Source organism: Comamonas sp. JNW (assembly GCF_003105075.1).
Lineage (GTDB): Bacteria > Pseudomonadota > Gammaproteobacteria > Burkholderiales > Burkholderiaceae_C > Comamonas > Comamonas squillarum.
On the sequence record NZ_QETI01000008.1, the window covers coordinates 74591 to 92826 of the forward strand.

Annotated in this window: 17 protein-coding genes; 4 read left to right on the forward strand and 13 right to left on the reverse strand. The window is 61.0% G+C overall.

Annotated features, from left to right (window positions below; translation table 11 throughout):
* Positions 1 to 63 precede the first annotated feature (63 nt).
* A complete protein-coding gene (locus tag DCO45_RS13185) occupies positions 64 to 1785 on the reverse strand; it encodes an FMN-binding glutamate synthase family protein (protein WP_182343792.1) in 1722 nt (573 codons plus the stop codon).
* A gap of 216 nt (positions 1786 to 2001) precedes the next feature.
* Here DCO45_RS13185 and DCO45_RS13190 point away from each other — a divergent pair, with 216 nt between their 5' ends.
* From DCO45_RS13190 to DCO45_RS13200, 3 genes are all read left to right on the forward strand, one after another.
* Positions 2002 to 2811, forward strand: a complete 810-nt coding sequence (locus DCO45_RS13190; protein ID WP_116926275.1) for a UPF0149 family protein — start codon at positions 2002 to 2004, stop codon at positions 2809 to 2811.
* Positions 2812 to 2949: 138 nt separating this feature from the next.
* Positions 2950 to 4053 (forward strand): SPFH and helix-turn-helix domain-containing protein, encoded by a 1104-nt coding sequence (locus tag DCO45_RS13195; protein WP_116926276.1) that lies wholly within the window; start codon positions 2950 to 2952, stop codon positions 4051 to 4053.
* Positions 4054 to 4216: 163 nt separating this feature from the next.
* Positions 4217 to 5302: a TFIIB-type zinc ribbon-containing protein gene (locus tag DCO45_RS13200; RefSeq protein ID WP_116926277.1), complete on the forward strand. Its 1086-nt coding sequence runs from the start codon at positions 4217 to 4219 to the stop codon at positions 5300 to 5302.
* 43 nt (positions 5303 to 5345) lie between these two features.
* On the opposite strand, the gene DCO45_RS13205 is transcribed toward DCO45_RS13200, so the two are convergent.
* From DCO45_RS13205 to apaG, 6 genes are all read right to left on the reverse strand, one after another.
* A complete protein-coding gene (locus DCO45_RS13205) occupies positions 5346 to 5582 on the reverse strand; it encodes a glycine zipper domain-containing protein (protein ID WP_027010612.1) in 237 nt (78 codons plus the stop codon).
* A 132-nt stretch (positions 5583 to 5714) separates the two neighbouring features.
* The gene (locus DCO45_RS13210; protein ID WP_116926278.1) at positions 5715 to 6242 is read right to left on the reverse strand and encodes a CinA family protein; all 528 of its coding nucleotides are present in this window, start codon (positions 6240 to 6242) and stop codon (positions 5715 to 5717) included.
* On the reverse strand, positions 6239 to 6712 hold the full coding sequence (locus DCO45_RS13215) for a phosphatidylglycerophosphatase A (RefSeq protein WP_243419355.1): 474 nt from the start codon (positions 6710 to 6712) through the stop codon (positions 6239 to 6241). Before DCO45_RS13215 ends, DCO45_RS13210 begins: the two co-directional genes overlap by 4 nt.
* A gap of 146 nt (positions 6713 to 6858) precedes the next feature.
* The gene (gene thiL, locus DCO45_RS13220) at positions 6859 to 7842 is read right to left on the reverse strand and encodes a thiamine-phosphate kinase (RefSeq protein ID WP_116926279.1); all 984 of its coding nucleotides are present in this window, start codon (positions 7840 to 7842) and stop codon (positions 6859 to 6861) included.
* A gap of 1 nt (position 7843) precedes the next feature.
* Positions 7844 to 9937: a site-specific recombinase gene (locus tag DCO45_RS13225; protein WP_116926280.1), complete on the reverse strand. Its 2094-nt coding sequence runs from the start codon at positions 9935 to 9937 to the stop codon at positions 7844 to 7846.
* A complete protein-coding gene (apaG, locus tag DCO45_RS13230; RefSeq protein ID WP_021025695.1) occupies positions 9937 to 10347 on the reverse strand; it encodes a Co2+/Mg2+ efflux protein ApaG in 411 nt (136 codons plus the stop codon). Before apaG ends, DCO45_RS13225 begins: the two co-directional genes overlap by 1 nt.
* Positions 10348 to 10397: 50 nt before the next feature.
* On the opposite strand from apaG, the gene rpe reads away from it, so the two are divergent.
* A complete protein-coding gene (gene rpe, locus DCO45_RS13235) occupies positions 10398 to 11078 on the forward strand; it encodes a ribulose-phosphate 3-epimerase (protein WP_116926281.1) in 681 nt (226 codons plus the stop codon).
* A gap of 90 nt (positions 11079 to 11168) precedes the next feature.
* Here rpe and DCO45_RS13240 read toward each other — a convergent pair whose 3' ends face one another.
* The 6 genes from DCO45_RS13240 to DCO45_RS13265 are packed head-to-tail and all read right to left on the reverse strand — an operon-like array spanning position 11169 to position 18221.
* Positions 11169 to 14933 carry a PilC/PilY family type IV pilus protein gene (locus DCO45_RS13240; protein WP_116926282.1) on the reverse strand — a complete coding sequence of 1255 codons (3765 nt, stop codon included), beginning with the start codon at positions 14931 to 14933 and terminating at the stop codon, positions 11169 to 11171.
* A gap of 9 nt (positions 14934 to 14942) precedes the next feature.
* On the reverse strand, positions 14943 to 15596 hold the full coding sequence (locus tag DCO45_RS13245; RefSeq protein WP_133248158.1) for a hypothetical protein: 654 nt from the start codon (positions 15594 to 15596) through the stop codon (positions 14943 to 14945).
* Positions 15593 to 16750, reverse strand: coding sequence for a PilW family protein (locus tag DCO45_RS23245; RefSeq protein ID WP_165841203.1), 1158 nt, complete (start codon positions 16748 to 16750; stop codon positions 15593 to 15595). The genes DCO45_RS13245 and DCO45_RS23245 overlap by 4 nt, the downstream gene beginning before the upstream one ends.
* Positions 16747 to 17163: a prepilin-type N-terminal cleavage/methylation domain-containing protein gene (locus DCO45_RS13255; protein WP_116926284.1), complete on the reverse strand. Its 417-nt coding sequence runs from the start codon at positions 17161 to 17163 to the stop codon at positions 16747 to 16749. Before DCO45_RS13255 ends, DCO45_RS23245 begins: the two co-directional genes overlap by 4 nt.
* Positions 17164 to 17175: 12 nt before the next feature.
* Positions 17176 to 17787 (reverse strand): GspH/FimT family pseudopilin, encoded by a 612-nt coding sequence (locus tag DCO45_RS13260; protein ID WP_116926285.1) that lies wholly within the window; start codon positions 17785 to 17787, stop codon positions 17176 to 17178.
* A complete protein-coding gene (locus tag DCO45_RS13265; RefSeq protein ID WP_116926286.1) occupies positions 17775 to 18221 on the reverse strand; it encodes a prepilin-type N-terminal cleavage/methylation domain-containing protein in 447 nt (148 codons plus the stop codon). Before DCO45_RS13265 ends, DCO45_RS13260 begins: the two co-directional genes overlap by 13 nt.
* Positions 18222 to 18236 lie beyond the last annotated feature (15 nt).

Consider the following 18236-nt stretch of genomic DNA (forward strand, 5'->3'; position numbering starts at 1 on the left):
GCGGGGCGCACGCCGCAGCGGCCACTCCAGCAACAGTGAAAACCTTGCATTATCGCTGCGCGCTCAAGAAGCCTCGGCGGCCTGGGGCACCATGTCCTGGTGGTCGGCCGGTGCCGAGGGTTTGACATGGGGCTGCGCCAGCGGCTGGAAACTCTCGGCGCTGGCCAGCGGCCAGTAGGTGCGAAAGACATCGTGCTGGTGCGCCAGGTCGTCGAGCAGCGCGCCGGGCCGCACCTGCAGCAGCAGGTTGGACAGCAGGCGCACCTCGGTGTCGCTGATGCGGCGCACGATATGGTGGGCATTGAGCTCGCAAGGGTGCTGGAGGCCGGCGGCCTGCACCAGCTCCTGCAGCGCATGCAGGGTGCTCTTGTGGAACTGGGCCACGCGCGTGGCCTTGTCGGGCACGACCAGGGCCTGCTGGCGCACGCCATCTTGCGTGGTGACGCCGGTGGGGCAGTTGCCGGTGTGGCAGGTCTGGGCCTGGATGCAGCCCAGCGCCATCATGAAGCCCCGGCCGGCATTGCACCAGTCGGCGCCCAGCGCCATCATGCGGGTGATGTCAAAGGCAGTGATGACCTTGCCGGCGGCACCCAGCTTGATGCGGTCGCGCAGGTTCACGCCGATCAGGGTGTTGTGCACCAAGAGCAGGCCTTCTTGCAGCGGCACGCCGACATGGTCGGTGAATTCGACAGGCGCTGCGCCGGTGCCACCTTCAGCACCGTCGACGACGATGAAGTCCGGCGTGATGCCGGTCTTGAGCATGGCCTTGACGATGGCAAACCACTCCCAGGGGTGGCCCAGGCAGAACTTGAAGCCGGTGGGCTTGCCGCCCGAGAGCGTGCGCAGGCGGGCGATGAAGTGCATCATCTCCTCGGGCGTGGAGAAGGCGCTGTGCCGGGCCGGCGAGATGCAGTCGATGCCCACCGGAATGCCGCGCGCCGCGGCAATCTCGGGCGTGACCTTGGCGCCGGGCAGCACACCGCCATGGCCGGGCTTGGCGCCCTGGCTGAGCTTGAGCTCGATCATCTTGACCTGGGGCTGGGTGGCGTTGGCGATATAGCGCTCTTCACTGAAGCTGCCGTCGTCATTGCGGCAGCCAAAGTAACCCGAGGCCACCTCCCAGATCAGGTCGCCGCCGTGCACGCGGTGGTGCTGGCTGATCGAGCCTTCGCCGGTGTCATGGGCAAAGCCGCCAATCTGCGCGCCCTTGTTCAGCGCCAGGATGGCATTGGCCGACAGCGCGCCAAAGCTCATCGCCGAGATGTTGAAAACGCTGGCATGGTAGGGCTGGGTGCAGGGCGCCACCGACTGCGACGGCGCATCGGGCGAGCCGCCGATCCAGACACGGAAATCATGGCCGTCCAGCCGCGTGGGCGCCATCGAGTGGTTGACCCATTCATAGCCGCGTGCGCCCACATCCATCAAGGTGCCAAAAGGGCGGTTGTCCGGATCGCCCTTGGCGCGCTGGTAGACCAGCGAGCGCTGGGCGCGCGAGAAGGGCAGGGCCTCGGTGTCGCTTTCGATGAAGTACTGGCGCATCTCCGGGCGGATGAACTCCAGGAAAAAGCGCATATGACCGATGACCGGGTAGTTGCGCAAAATAGCGTGGCGCGTCTGGCGCCGGTCGCGCAGGCCCAGCAGCGTGAGCGCGGCGCCGGCCAGCACGGCCAGCCACCACCAGGCGCTGGCCTGCAGCACCAGCGCGATGATGCCGGCGACCAGCAGGAGCATGCACAGCACCATCACGGTGTAGCGGACGGGAAAAATCTTGTTGAGCTGGTTCATGGGGGTGTCTGTGCAGGTCAGACGGCCCAAAAGCGCGCGCAAATCCCGGGCTGCAGCACAGGCGCCTGGCTGGCGCTACACTGCAGGCCCTGCCTGGCGCAGCGGCCGTCTGCCATTGCAATGTTGTTACAAAACCAGACCCATCATAGGGGGCGCTGGTGGCATTGCAAGCGTGCAGGGGTTTGTGCTGTGCGGCCCCCTATTGAGAGAGCACCGATGACCCAGCCCCAGATCCCCGATGGATTGAATGACGACCAGCTGACCGAGATCGACCAGATCCTGGAAGACATGCGCACGCGCGCCGAAGAAATTCCGCAGTGGGAATTTGCCGACGGCGCACTCACCGCGCTGGTCTGCACGCGCCGCGCGGTGCCGGTCGAGGAGTTTCTGCCGATGCTGGTGGGCGATGGCGAGCTGCTGGAGCGCGATGCGGACGGCAAGCTGCCGCTGCTGCCGGCCTTCAAGGACCGCGCCCAGCAGGACCGCTTTCTGGAACTGTGGCAGATCCGCTGGAACGAAGTGACGGGCCAGCTTGACGCCGATGTCAAGAGCCTCGAAGACGATGACACCTTCCAGCCCGATGCGATGGACATGCGCGGCGCCATTGCCAGCCTGCCCGAGGAAGAGCGCCAGGAGCTGGACGGCCAGGAGATCCCCTCGTTTGGCCAGGTCTGGGCGCTGGGCTTCATGTTTGTCGTGGAAAACTGGGCCGATGAGTGGATCGCACCGCGCGACAAGGAAGCGGCCCGCTGGCTGAACGACGCGCTCGAATCGGTGGTGGCCCTGACCGAGGATGACACCGGCACTCCCACCGTCTGCATGTACGACGAAAACGGCCCGGCCAGCACCAGCCAGGAGCGCGTGGAGACCTTTGGTGAGGCGATCTGGGCGGTGTATGACCTGCGCCAGATCTGGAAGAGCATGGGCCCGCGCCAGGCCACCATCGTCAAGGGCGAGGTGCCCGGCCGCAATGACCCCTGCTCCTGCGGCAGCGGCAAGAAGTTCAAGAAATGTTGCGGCGCCTGATAGCAGGCGTTCACCATCCGCTCTGAGAACAGCCGCTTTGCGGCTGTTTTGCTGTGCGGGCCCAGATTGGCATGGCCGCGAGCGGGCAGTGGCTCTAGAATGGCTTGGTTTTCATCCTCTTTTGGCCAAGGATCCCCGATGAACCTCATGAACATCATCACCAAGCAACTGATCGAGATCATCGAGTGGACCGATGACTCGCGCGATACCTTGTCGTACCGCTGGCCCGATGAGGACAAGGAAATCAAGAACGGCGCCCAGCTGATCGTGCGCGAATCGCAGCAGGTGCAGTTTGTCTCCGAAGGCCAGTTCGCCGACCTGTTCGGCCCCGGCCGCCACCAGTTGACGACGCAGAATATCCCGATTCTGTCGACCCTGCGCGGCTGGAAGTACGGCTTCAATTCGCCCTTCAAGTGCGATGTCTACTACGTCAATACGCGCCTCTTCACCGGCAACAAATGGGGTACCTCCAACCCGGTGATGATGCGCGACAAGGACTTCGGTGTTGTGCGCCTGCGCGCCTTCGGCACCTATGACTTCCGCATTGTCCAGCCAGCCAAGTTCCTCAAGGAGGTGGCGGGCACGGACCAGAATTTCCGCCTCGACGAGTTTGCCGACACGATGCGCTCGCGCATTGTCAGCATCTTCAGCGAAGCACTGGCCCGCGCCCAGGTGCCTGTGCTTGATGTGGCCCAGCGCTACACCGAGATGGGCGATGCACTGCTGCAGCTGATCAACCCGGCCGTTACCGAAAAATACGGCCTGGAGATCACCAGCTTCCTGCTGGAAAACGTCTCGGTGCCGCCCGAAGTCGAAGAGGCGATCGACAAGCGCTCGTCGATGAGCGCGATCGGCAACTTGAACGACTATGTGAAGTACCAGATGGGCCAGGCGATGGCCAACGGCGGCGAAGGCGCAGCGGCGGCCACCATCCCCGCGACCATGGCGATGGGCTTTGGCATGGCGCAGGAGATGATGAAGGGGATGCAGCAGCCTTCTGGCGCTGCTGCAGCTGACCCCTTCTCGCCCGCTGCCGCACAGGCTGCGCAAGCGGCGCCCGCTGCGGCTGCGGCCGCCGGCGCCGGCCTGCAGGTGCTGACGCCCGAGCAGGCGGCCCAGGCGCTGGGCGTGACGGTGCAGGATGTGCTGACTGAGCTGGAGTCGGGCGCGCTCAAGGGCCGCAAGATTGGCAGCGCCTGGCGCATCTCGCAGGAATCGCTGAACGAATTCCTGCGCGGATAAATCTGCACTCACCGCGCATGTACCGCTGCTTTGCCGGTGCATGTGCGTTGGCGTGCCCCCGTTTTGAGAGCCCGTGGCGCAGACCTGCTGTGCGCCAACGCTGAGTTTGACCGTGAATTCACCCACTCCCGCCACCGACCCCTTTGCGCCGCCACCGACCTCGATGGTGGCCAGGCATGTCTGCCCCGAATGCGGCGGCAATCTGGAATGGAATGCCAAGGCGCAGTCGCTCAAGTGCCCCTACTGCGGCACGGTGGTGCCCTGGACCGACGAGCAGCAGCAACAGCTGGGCGGTGACATCGTCGAGCAGGACCTGGCCGCCGCGCTGGCCAACCCCGCCAGCGGACGCGGCTGGGGCGAGGCGCGGCGCGAGTACCAGTGCCAGAACTGCCGCGCGATTTCGGTCTTTGTCGACGGGCGGGTCGCGTCGCGCTGCGATTTTTGTGGTTCACCGGCCATCCAGGCACATGAAGAGCGCAACGATGCGATCACGCCGCAAAGCCTGCTGCCGTTCAAGGTGAGCGATGGCCAGGTGCGCGACCTGATCCGCAAATGGTATGGCAGCCGCTGGTTTGCACCCAACAAGTTCAAGAACGCGGCGCTGACCGATACGCTCAAAGGTATCTACCTGCCGTACTGGACCTTTGACGCCCATGTGCAGGCCCAGTGGCGGGCGGACGCCGGCTTTTACTACTACACCACCGAGCAGTACCGCGACGCCAATGGCAACATCAGCACGCGCCAGTTACGCCATGTACGCTGGGAGCCGGCCTCGGGCAGCCTGCAGCATTTCTTTGACGATGAACTGGTTGCGGGCACGGTCGGGGTGCACCAGGGGCTGCTGCAGAAGGTCGAGCCTTTCCCGACGCGGACGGACCTCAAGCCCTATTCGCCCGAGTTTGTGCGCGGCTGGACCGTGGAGCGCTACCAGGTCGACCTGAACCGGGCCGCGACGATCAACGAAGGGGATATGGACCAGCAGGTAGAGGCCCTGTGCGCGCGCCAGATACCGGGCGATACCTACCGCAACCTGCAGGTGCAGCGTAAATATCAGGGGCGCAGCTTCAAGCATGTGCTGGTGCCTGTCTGGCTGGTGGGCTACACCTATGGCAGCAAGAGCTACCAGATTCTTGCCAACGGCTACACCGGCCAGTTGGCCGGTGAGCAACCCTATAGCTGGGTAAAAATCCTGTTCACCGCACTGGCGGTTTTGTTGGTGCTGGTGCTGCTGATGGCAGCGGGCAGATAGCCGGGAATACCTGAGGGGCCGATAAGGCCCCCGGGTTCAAGGCTTAACGACGGCGGCGGTTGCCATCCATGTTGTCGCCGACCTGGTTACCAAAATAGGCGCCGGCAGCAGCACCGCCAATGGTACCCAAGGTCGAGCCGAACACGGCATCACCCAACACACCACCGGCAACAGCGCCTACGCCGGTGCCGATCTGGGCATTGGTGGGATTGCTGGAGCAAGCGGTCAGGCCGCTCAGGGCCAGAACGATGGAAGCGGTAGTGATTGCAAGTCGTTTCATCAGGGTTCTCCTCTTGGTCTCATCGGCTGTCAGTCAGAAGAGTGCTGCAAACCGGGTTGCCATGGTTGAAGTGTGGCGCAGCGCACGCGCTTGCCACATCGGCCAAGGCTAAGTTCGGATGTGGGACAGCGCTTACTGCGCAGGCGCGGCCTGCACCAGCTCCAGCAGGCGGCGCAGCGCATGCCGCACGGTGGCCTGGCGCACTGCGTGGCGGTCGCCGTCAAAGCGCTGCACTTCGCTGTGCAGTTGCCCGGCCACCTGCCAGCCAAACCAAACGGTGCCAACGGGCTTGCTCGCGCTGCCGCCATCGGGCCCGGCCACGCCGGTCACCGCCACGCTGACCTGTGCCTGGGACTGCGCGATCGCACCTTCGGCCATCGCGCGGGCGACGGGCTCGCTGACGGCGCCGTGGGCGGCGATCAGCGCAGCGGGCACATCCAGCATCGCGGATTTGGCCCGGTTGGAGTAGGTGACAAAGCCGCAATCGAGCCACTGGCTGGAGCCGGGCCGCTCGGTGCAAGCGCCTGCGATCAGGCCGCCGGTGCAGCTTTCGGCCGTGGCCATCATCCAGCCTCGTTGGCTCAGGTGCTGGGCCAGCTGGGCCACGGTTTCCGGCAGGGGCAGCCCATCTTTGGTCAGCAAGGCGGCGGTGGCGTTCATAGCAGATGTCTCCCGATGGCGATGACAAGCAAGGTGCAGAAAGCGGCGACCAGATCGTCCCAGATGATGCCCCAACCGCCGCCCCAGCCAAAGCCCTTGAAGCAGCGATCCGCCCAGCGCACCGGCTGGGGTTTGACGGCGTCGAAAAAGCGGAACAGCACAAAGGGCGTCAGCTGGCCCCAGAAGCCCGTGGGCATGACCAGCCACAAAATGAGCCAGAAGGCGATGATCTCATCCCAGACAATGGCGCCGGGATCCGCCACCCCCAGGTTGCGCGCGGTGGCCGTGCAGGCCCACCAGCCGAGCACGAGCGATGCGCCAATCACCCAGCCAATCGCCGCAGGCGTCAGCCACAGCTGCAGCACCAGGTAGGCCACCCAAGCCCACAAGGTTCCCACCGTTCCCGGTGCCACCGGGCTCAGGCCCGAGCCAAAGCCCAGCGCCATCCAGTGCAAAGGGTTGCGCAGCATGAAGGTCCAGTTGGCGCGGCGGGGCGCCGATGCGTTGGCTGCAGCGCCGGGCGCAGAAGGTGGAAAGGGCGAGTCGCTCATGTCCGCCATCATAAGCCTGCGGCAACGCGCTGTGCAGCGCGAAACGGCGCCAGCCCACCAAGCCGTCAGGCCTTGAAGTGGTCAAACGAGGCCCAGCGCTGCGCGATGGGCTGGCCCTGCGCATCGCGCACGCGCAGGCCCGGTGTAGCGGTGATGCGGCCAATGCGCTGCACTGGCGTCTGCGCGGCCAGGCTGGCCTGCTGCACGGCATCGCGCCGGTCTGCGGCGGCGGTAAAGCACAGCTCGTAGTCGTCGCCGCCCGCCAGGCAGCATTGCAGTTGCAGATCGATGGGCAGGTTGAGCGCAGCGCCCGGGGCACCTGCGGTCGCTGCCATGCACGCCAGCACCTGGTCCGCCTGCAGCTCGGCACCCACCTCGCTGGCTTGCAGGATATGGCCCAGGTCGCCGGCCAGGCCATCGCTCAGATCGAGCGCACTGCTGGCAATGCCGCGCAGCGCGATGCCCAGGGCGACGCGCGGGCTGGGGCTTTCGAGCCGCTGGCGGGCAGCGGCCAAGGCTACAGGCGGCAACTGCACCTGGCCAAGCAAGGCCTCGAGCGCCAAGCGGGCATCGCCCAGCTGGCCGCTGACGTAGATGTCATCGCCGGGCTGGGCGCCGCTGCGCAGCAGCGCCTGGCCGGCCGGCACCTCGCCCAACACGGTGATGCAGATATTGAGTGGGCCCTGGGTGGTGTCACCGCCCACCAGCTCGCAGCCATGGGCATCGGCCAAGGCGAACATGCCTTCCGAGAAGCCTTGCAGCCAAGGCCCATCGACAGCTGGCAGGGCCAGCGCCAGGGTAAAGGCCAGCGGCTGGGCGCCCGTGGCGGCCAGGTCGCTGAGGTTGACGGCCAGCGCCTTGTGGCCCAGCGTGCGCGGATCCACATCGGCAAAGAAGTGGCGGCCCTGCAGCAGCATATCGCTGGAGATGGCCAGCTGCATGCCGGGCTTGGGCGCGAGCAGGGCGCAGTCGTCTCCGACGCCAAGCACGGCCCGCTGCACCGGCCGATGGAAGTACTGCGCAATCAGTTCGAACTCACCCTGTGCCATATCAGCGGCCTCCCGGGCTAGCGTTGCGGTTCAGGCGCAGCGGTAGCAAAAAGCTCAGTGGCCGCGTCAGCACCCGCTTGATGAGCGCCTTGTAGATGTGCGAGCGCTCGACATTGCTGACGTTTTGCGCGCGCAGGGCCAGGCGGAACGCCAGGTAGAAGCTCACCAGAATGTTGAAGCCGCCCAGCAAGGGCAGGGCCGCCACGCAGAGCCAGAAGCCGTGGAAATGCAGCACCTCAAAACCCATGCTGGTAGCAGCCGCTGCGATCTGGCCAGCAGCCAAGGTGACATGGCGGATGTCAATGGGTAGTCCAAAAAACTGTGCCACTACGGGGATCAAGCCCAGCATGAAACCCAGCGAAATATTCGAGGCAAAGCCGGAGATATGGCGGCGCATGAAGCCCGCCCAGCGCGCAGCGCGCGCCTTGCCCAAAAAGCCGGTGATGCGCGGGTTGTAGCGGATGGCCGAATCCATATGGTGCAGCACAAACCAGTTTTCGGTCCAGCCGGCGATGATGCTCGAGGAGAACAGCAGCACCCCGGTGAACGCGGCATAGAACACCGAGGGGCCCAGCAGGGTCAATGACTTCAGCGTCTGCTCGGCCTCGTGCTGGTCGATAAAGGGCGCGCCAGTGGCTCGCGCCCAGCCCCAGGTGAGCAGCAGCACCATCGGGAAGACAGTGAACACATTGCCCAGCACGGCGGCCACCTGGGAGCGCACCAGGTAGCTGACCTCGTCGACAAAGGAGGCCATGCCCGCCTCGGTATCGCCCGATTCCTTGAGCTTGGCGGCCATCGCCGGGGCCGTCATCGCTGGTTGCTTGGTGGCGACGGTGAAATGCAGCAGCTGGATCAGCACAAAGCTGATCGCGTAGTTGATGCCGGCAATGAAGCCGCCCCAGAACGCGGAGATGGCCACCGCATGCAGTGCGAACTTGATCAAGGTGGTGAAGGCCATCACCAGGCCGCCACCGGCCGCCTTGCGCGCCATCTGCGCGTACTCGCGCTTGTCGCGCGTGATGTAATGCTCACCGGTCTCGGCGCTGCGCTCGGCCACCTTGGAGGCCAGCAGCGACGAGTTGGACGAGATCAGCGCGCGGATGCTCTGGCGCTCCAGGCCCACGGCCACCAGGTGGGCCAGCAGCTTGGCGGTGATGACCTTGGGGTTGGCCGACAGCAGGCAGTCGAGCAGCTCGCGCACGCGCAAGATGCGCATGCGCAGCTGGCGCAGCCGGAAGACGACCCCGACCGAGACGCCATTGTCTTCAAAGTGTTCGTAGATCGAGGCTACGGCGGTGCGGCATTCGTCCAGGCTGCGGCGTACATTCTCTTCGGCCTCCAGCACTTCGGCGGCCTTGGGGCTGGGGTGCAGCATCGCGCGGCGCAGCTCTTCGACGCCGCTGATCAGGCTGTAGAAAGGCTGGGTGTTTTTGGCGCTGCCGCTCATGCGCAGGCGCAGCTCAGGCGCAAAGCCGGCCGCCAGAATCTGGCCGGCGCAATAGGTGATCGCGTTGAGCACCAGATGCTGCCAGGGCGAGAGGCGGTTGCCGTAGTGCTCCAGCCCGGCAATGCTGTCGGCATCGACATCGCTTTGCGCAATCTGCGTGGGGACGACCATCACCTCCAGTGACACAAAGCCGGGCGACAGCAGCTGGGCAATGCGCTCGAGCAAGGGCTTGTCCATGGCCTTGAGCCACTGGGCATCAAAAGGCGTGTGCAAGACCATCGAAAACAGCACGGTGGCGTCGATCGTCTCGGGCGTAGAGGGCAGCAGCTTCCAGCGCAGGCGCTCGGCCATCTCGTTGAAGAAGGCGGTGCGGGGCGCAAAGCCAAAATCGGCCAGCAGCGCGGTGAGGTCCACCGTCTGCAGTTGCACGGCCCACCAGCGCTGCACTTTGTCCCGCAGCGCGGCATCGCTATCGATGGCGTCCAGCAGTTGGCTGACGCGGGCCACGGCCGCATCGACCGAGTTTTGCTGGCCGCGAATCCAGGCGGCGATCTCGATGATCCAGAGGTTGCGCTCGGCCAGCGGTGCATCGGGGTCGAGCGCTGCGAGCAACTGCGCCAGCGGATCAGGTTTCTTCTTGCGGAACATCAATGCAGCACTCGTCCTTGCGCCAGGTCGTCGTCTTGGGCGGGGTACTGGGTGGCGTCGAGCGTGAAGCGCGGAATCGGACAGTCAAAGGTCTGGGCCTCATCGCTGATGCACAGGTAGCTGCCTTCCATACTGCCTTGCGGCGTGGCCAGGCGGCACTGGCTCTGGTACTCAAAGGATTCGCCGGGCGCGAGCAGCGGCTGGTGGCCCACCACGCCCAGGCCTTTGACTTCCTGGACCAGACCGGTGGCGTCCTTGATGATCCAGTGCCGCGCGATCAGCTGCGCGGGAACCTCACCACTGTTGCGAATGATGATGCTATAGACAAAGTGGAATACGCCGGCCTCGGGCAGGGACTGCTCGGGCAGGTACTGTGGTGTCACCGACACCTCAAACTGGAACTTTGGCATGTGAAACTGGATTGAAGTCAGGTAGAAATACTAACTGCGACAATAGAGGGATGAGCTCCACCTACCGAATTGCCCCCTCAATCCTGTCCGCAGACTTTGCCCGCCTGGGCGAGGAAGTGCGCAACGTACTGGCCGCCGGCGCGGACTGGATACATTTTGACGTCATGGACAACCATTATGTGCCCAATCTGACCTTTGGGCCGATGGTTTGCGCAGCCTTGAAGCCCCATGCGATCAAGCCCGACGGTACGCCGGCACCCATCGATGTGCACCTGATGGTGCAGCCGGTGGACGAGCTGGCCGCCGCCTTTGCCCAGGCAGGCGCCGACTATATCAGCTTCCACCCCGATGCTTCGGCCCATGTACACCGCAGCATCCAGGCCATCAAGGCGCAGGGCTGCAAGGCCGGTCTGGTGTTCAATCCGGCGATGCCGCTCGACGTGCTGGACTGGGTGATCGAGGACATCGACCTGGTCTTGCTGATGAGCGTCAACCCCGGTTTTGGCGGCCAAAGCTTCATCGACTCGACCCTGCGCAAGATCGAAGCGACGCGCAAGCGCATTGACGCCAGCGGCAAGGACATCCGCCTGGAAGTCGACGGCGGCATCAAGGAAACCAATATCCGCCGCGTGGCGGATGCGGGGGCGGACACCTTTGTGGCGGGTAGCGCGATTTTTGGCAAGCCTGATTACAAGGGGGTGATTGATCAGATGCGGGGGGCGTTGGGGTGATGGTTTTGCCCTGAAGAGGGATACAAAAAGGCTCCAGCAATGGGTTGCAGGAGCCTTTCTGGTGTTTACGGCACAGTCCGTGCCAAGCGGCTAGTTGACTGCCTTGATTTCGCGCCAGTTGATCAAGCGCACGCCCAGCGCACCCGGTGTATTGAGCTTCAGCTCGGTGGTCTGGCCGGTCGCATCTCCGATCAAGCCGCGCAATACACCATCGACCTTAAACAGTACGTTGTCTGTGGGGGAGCTGTTCAGCGCTACAAATTCGACAATGCCGCCGGAGTTATCGGGGTTCTTCAACACCGAGAAGCCACGTGCATAGTCCACGGCGTAGGCACGGCCCTGTCCCGCCGGGCTGCAGGCATCGCCGCTTGTCAGCGTAGCGGTAAACAGCGCCACACCATCCGCAGCCGTTGGTGTCACGACAATACGCCACGCAATATTGTTGGTCAGACCCAAGTCGTAGTACCAACCGCGAGAATCGGTAGGGAGTGTCACTGCGGTAGTCAGCGATGCCACCTGCGTCAGATCGGCGCGTGTCAAAGCACTGGTGGGCGCAGCCGCAAATGCGGTGTTGTCGCCATCCAGAACCGCATAGAAGCTCTGGCGTTGGCTCAGGGAAATGTCCTGGCCATCCAGCAATTTTCCGGTACCAAACAAGATGGTGCGAGCGCGTGTATTGGGATGAATTTCAGGAATAGGCGCCACCGTAATGGGCTGGGCGCCGGTATCTGGCGATTCTGTTTGGAACAGGACGATAGGAGTGTCATATGCTCCAGTGGTCTTGCTCAGGTCAAAACGCCAGAGCTTGCCATTCAAATCACCCACGTAGACCGCATCTGCTCGGCCATTGGTGTAGTCATTGATAAAGGCAGAGGCTTGAGCCAAGCCAGGTGCGGCCACCCCTGTGCTGATGGTTTCCAGCAATGCGCCAGTGGCAGGGTTGACGAGGAACAGATAGCCCTGGTTGTCATCATTGTTGTAGCCCGAGGTCAGGATGAGTGTCCAGCCGTATTTGGCCGTCTTCACCATGATGGGCGCGCCATAGCTGTAACCCAGATGGGAGAAACCTGGGGTAGTATTGCTGATCTCCCACAGTACTTTGCCGGCAGCGCCCGTCTCGGTGTTCATGTCCGATGGGCTGGTGATGTCGATGGCGTAAAAGCCTTTTCCACCCTTGCCTAGGCCTCCGACCACAATCGTTTTCCAGGTGTTATCGGACAAGGTCGAGCCGTTGGTGCCCTTGAAGTCCAGGTCAAAGACTTGGGGTGTGGCATCGACATAATAACGATGCGCGTAAGCGGGGTTGCCAATAGCAGCCAGGCCATTGCTGTTCGCTTGTGTAGACGTCGTGCCGTCAGGACCGAAGAAAGTCTGTCCGGGAATATAGGCAAACACTTCTTTGCCTGCGTTGGCGCCGGTCGTGCTCCCGTTCAGCGCGTGGAGCATGCCATCATTAGCGCCGAACAGCACCAACGGTGTGCGGGAAGCCTGCGCAGTCTTGTATGCAGCGTAGCCCACGTTATAGGCCTCGGTATACGGCATCTTCGGTGCTGTGGACAGCACGATCTTGGAGTTGACAATATCTCCCAGCGGACTCATCCGCATGCGGTAGGCATTCGTTCCGCCCGAGGTGCCCACTTCGTTGCTCTTGTCGCCACGCAGGTAATTCAGGTAGTTGCCGGAGTCATCGCCCGTTACATAGCTGGTATCCAAGGCTGACTTGAGCGTGCTGGACAAGCTCGCGGTTCTAAAGGGAACGCCGCGCGGGCTGGTGACATGGTTCTTGTCCCAGGTGATCACGACGCGGCCGGTGTTCCAACCCGTTCCGGCGAATTGCGTCTGCAGGCTGGTGTCAGTCGACCAGAGGTCGGTCAAGGATGAACCAGAACTGGTGAAGGCCAAGGTGGCCGCTTTCACGGTGCCCGTCCAGTACTCGCTGCCATAGCTGGCAGAGTATGAGGTGGTGCCTGAGGCCGAAATCACATTAGATGTGGGTGTGACTGCCGTGGTGTAGGCATTCACCGAAGCTGCAATGCTGTTGAATGCATCGGTCAAGCCCTGCACCATTTGGCCTGCATTACCTGCCAGGAAGTAATTTTTTGGCCGCAAACGCGTCCTCTTGTAGGAGCTACTGAAGTTGCCACTTGGATACATGGTAATGGACTCACCAGAGGACCAGCTTGACTCTGTCAAGTTAGGTGTAGCAGTTGTGTCAAATCCCTCCGGCACCTTGAATCCGCCGTATTTAGCGGCCAGCCAATAGGGGTTTCTATCCTGAGCGTACTGGCCCTCCATCACATCCATCCAATAGGTTTCGATGGTTTGCTTGCCGGGCATTGCGGTGTCGGTTCTGATATCGTTAACGTGGTTGCCATAAGCCAGACCCGCGATGAATTCTGAACCTGGGCTGGAGCCCCAAGATCTTTTACGAGTTTCCACATCGCCGCCCTCGGCCTTTTCCACGAGGCCAGTCCAGTCCCAGGATTTGTTGAAGCTATCTGCCGCAACGAGGGCGGGTACAGTGCGTGGTACAGAATTATAAATGCCATTGTTTTGCGGGGTTGCCACATCATAATGGGTGTTGCTGTCGCCAATGCCAAGAATAAAGTTCTTTTGGCAAGAGTAGATAATAGGATCCGTCCAGCTGGTATCTGCAGGGAAATTGTCCTTTTGCGAAAGTGTGGCGCCGCTGGTCCATTCCGGCACATTGCCTTTGTTCTGGTAATAACGTACAGCTGCGTAGTACATTTCACTGACGTTGTCATAGGACATATAGCTCTTGGAGTAATTGCCGAACTGGTTCAGGTAGTTCATGACGCCGCTATTGCTGACGCCACTGGCCGTTGCCAATGCCAAGTCTGGATTGGCAACCATGATGCCGGTAGATCCGTCCCATTCCTTTGTCGTATTATTCTCCGGTGTGGTGGACATGGCCACTGGTTTGGTGGGTCCAATAAACCCCATTTTCGCGCGTAGAACGCCACCCTGCCGATCTCTGCCGCCTTGGTTCAGATAGCCAAAGGCGCTGTAGCGGATTTTGTCCGAGTATTGTTGCATCAGCCCTTCTGGCTTGTAGCTGCTGCCGTATCTGACGCAGTTGCTTTCCAGCCCGCCACTGGCTGTCGTGTTGTCGCAGACCTTGACGCGGATTTTTACGTAATAAGTGGCGCTGCTGCTGGTCGTGCCGTCACCATAATGTTTTAAATTGCTTGGCGAGCTGCTTTGATAATTGGTTCCACTGGCAGTGGAGAAAACCATGTCAATGCCTTTTGCCCAAATGCGGGTGTTGAATCTGGTGCCGCCAACGGGGGTTACTTTGGTGACGTCAGATGCATTTAACTTATTGCCAGTTGCAAGATCCGTTCCGCGGTAAGGGTAATTTCCTGAGGCCGACCCCTGTGCCGAACCCCAAGCCTTCTGCAGAATGGTCAGGGAGGAGGTGTCGGTAGCTCGGTAGCCCCCTGTGAGTGCCCAGCGAAACGGGTCAATCGTCTGCATGCTCACCCAGTTCATGAAGTTGCCACTCCATTTGCTGGAGCAGGTATGGCTATTGGCTTTGCCTGCAGGTTGAAAATAGCTTGAATCGGGGTCGGTTTTAACAAACGTGTAGTCGTAGCACTTCTCCGGGTCGAAGTAACCCAAATAGGTGTTGGCATGCACATAGTCGCCCAAATTGGCAACACTGATCGCTGTGGGGTACTCGACAGACAACGCCAACGCCAGGTTGCCAGGGACATTCATCGTCGAGAAGAGCGGGGCATCCGCCAGTGCAACTGCTTGGCTGCTGGTAGTCGTGCCCGCAGCGATGGCGAGCATGCCCATCAGCCGAATTAATTGAATTTTGGTTTTTGTCATAGATACCTCTCAATTGGGCTTCAGGAAAGTATTCTGGATATAGGTCTCCGAGCCTCTAGGACCTTGTACGCGAATACTGACCCGATAAATAGGCGCAAAGCTGGGAGGGATGGCCATACCCGCCTGGGTACTGCTGCCTCCTAGGATGGGCTTGCTGTCAGGGCTTTTGACGCAATGCTTCACGCCTAAAGTGGCGGCGTCCCCTGCTTGGTCGCACAGGCGTTCAACGACATAGCGTATTTTGGTATTGCTGTCGGTGTCATTGATGTCATTGCTCGCGACGCCCGCACTCTCAAAGGTGGTGTCATTGATCAAGGCCAATGGAATGCCTTGGCCATTCGTGGATAGCGCAAGTGCGCTGTAATTGTTAGCTGTGCTGCTGGCTGCGAGACTGCTATTGGTGGCGAGGGCTCCTCCTGGGCGGAAGAGCTCATACATGCGGACATTGACTTGTTCCGCTCTGGAAACCATGTCTTGTTGAAAAGAGATGTTGCCGGTGGAGAAAAGGTTGAGCCCACTGGAGCGCATGATGGAGGCCGTGGCGACGAGCAGAACAGCCAACGCTATCAGCGTGAAAAATAGCGAGAAGCCACGCTCGGAAGCGGGGCTGCGCATACGCAGACCGGTCGGACGCAGATGCAGGGGAGCAGGATTGATTTTCATGGGCTAATCAGCAAGTTGTTGCGCAGCGGAATGACGCTCTCGGTCACCCGGTATCGCAGCATGCGTTGTGCGTCAGTCAATGTGACTTCTCTTTTCAAAGAGTCCCCCAGACTGGCAAAGGCGTAGAGCTTTTCGGGGCTGATGTTGGATTGCTTGACGCCTCGGGTAAAGGTCACCACTGCAAGCCGGATGGCAAGAATCTCGCGAATTTTTTGCTTGGAAGCCATGACGACAGATGCCTTCCATTCGTCGCTGCCAGGGTCCACCCAGCTGTCGACTTTTCCATCCGAATCTGTATCGACACCATATAGCGCAAAGAGATGGGAGACGTCTTCGCCAATGGGCTGCGGGGCGGTAGCGCGCGTGCGCATCAGGTCGTACTTGTACAGTGACCCATCGGTTCCTGTGCCCAGCAGCATCATGGATGGATAGGCGGCCGTAGTGTTTCCAATTGCAGTGGCATAAGCACCGTTGGAGCTCACAATCTGGGCCAGCGTGCTGGTGGCACCTGCTTGCCCGGCGGTGTAGTAGGCGCCACCCAATGTCACCGTATCAATGACGGGGGGCGGCGTGGTGGAGCCGGCAGATGTCGTGGCACTGATCTGGGAGACATAGCAGTCATGCAAGCCATCGGCTGCCACCAGCAACAGGTCATTGGTTTTGTAACCAATGGCGGTGTCGAAACTCAGGCTGGTGCTGGTCAAATTGGTGACAAAGCGCGGCACGTCGGCCATAGCCCCGTTGCCGCCCATCACGAAAAGCACATCGGAGTCATTTCCTCCAACCCCTTTTTCAATGATCAAGGGTGCAACCACCGGGGCTTTCAGGTTGACGACATTGTTGAAAGGGGCCGCCGGTGTGGATGGCACCAACGCGGTGGATGATTTGGTGACTCGTAGTCCACAGCCGAAAAACCCCAAGCCCCAGGCATTGGAAAATCCCGATCCCGCGCTGCGTATGACCTTGTCCAGCTGGATGATAGCCAAGTTGGAGCCTTGGTCGCGTTCGTTCACGGCAGCGGTGACCTTTTGCTGGCGCAGCGTGACAACGATGATGGATGTCACTGCAAGGCTTAGAAAAAGCCCGACGGTCAGTGCCACCATCAATTCAATCAGCGTCATCCCTCGCTGGGACATGCGTTGTGAGCGGTTCATTTCGGAATCACCACCTTGGTAATGAACTGGTTCATATCTTCTCCATCGGTGGAGTCCGATGTGCTTTTCGCCTTGCGGGTATTGGAGAGCCATTTCACTGAAATCGTGGCATCGGTACCGCTGATGTTTTCGGTAATCTCGCCCTTTCCTCTCGGTAGGGCGCCACTCACTTGTTCTTTCCATGCCTCTACGGCAGAGTTGCCCAGCGATGTACTTTTGATGGCCCACATTTCACTGGTAACACTATTGGCGAGCATGGCAGCCATGCTGCGATCCTGGGCGTCCGTGCTCGCTTGCAGAGCCCGTGTTTGCATACCCATCAGGCCCACCACACCCAATGAGAAAATTACAAGAGATACAAGCACTTCGATCAGTGCGAAGCCTCGTTCGGAGTGCATAGTATTTGGATTCATGGTGCGCTGTCTTTAGGAGCAGGTGAAGGTGCCGCTGCCGTCTTCTTTGCCTAAGCAAGTAGACACACGGCCCATGGGTGACACGATGACTTGCCAGACTTTGTCGCCCTTGGATGCATAGACGCGGACATTGGCACCCGTGCTGGTATTGACGGTGCAGTTGCCCGTGGTAACCCCTGTAGCAGTATTCGCCTTGATGGTTCCATCTGGCAAAAAGCAAATGCTGGCGGAGCTTGCTTTGAGGGCAACATCTGCTGCGTTTTCTGTGAATCCACCGACATTGATGACGGTCGGGGTGGAGGCGTCGGAGCTGCTTGCCAAGGGCAAAGTCACGCTGGCCCAGCTCTTGCCTGCGGTGTTGCCCACGAGAGTGCTGGAGGGATCGACGCTGGATGTCAGCGTAAAAACGACTTCTCGATTGCGCCGCAGCGCTTCCGTTTGTGCGGTTTTAAGAGCAGCGGCCAGCTCCACCGCCTTGCCTTGAGCGCGATTTTCAGCCATGAATTGCTGAAAGGACGGTAGTGCAATCGCAGACATCACGGCGAGGACGGACATCGTCACCAACAACTCGACTAAGGTAAAGCCCTGGTGTGAGCGACGTTGCTGAACAGTTAGCTGGGACATGCCTGCCCCTTGCGGATCATCCAGCCGTTTGCTGCCGAGCAGGTGTTATAGCCTGAGTTGTCGGGGACAGCCGTTGTTTTGCGCTCATTGAGCTGGTTGATGGTGTAGGTGAAGCCGTTCGCTATGTTTTTGCCACTGGCAGCAATGGTGAATTCATTGCTGTCTCTGGTGCCCGTGCAAGTGATATCGAAAGCATCGACGGAGCGCGTGCCAGCACAGGGCGCGGAGTCGCCGTCATAAGTACGGTGGTCCTGGTAGAAGCGTTCCATGTCGGTGCGCATGGTTTCCATGGCTGCCACCGCTTCCGCAATCTTGCTGCGTAATACGTAGTCTCTGTAGCTGGGGTAAGCAATGGCGGCCAGAATTCCGATGATTGCCACCACAATCATCAACTCGATAAGCGTAAAGCCGCGATTTCGTTGGGGCAGGTGCATGAAAGCCTTGTCTGT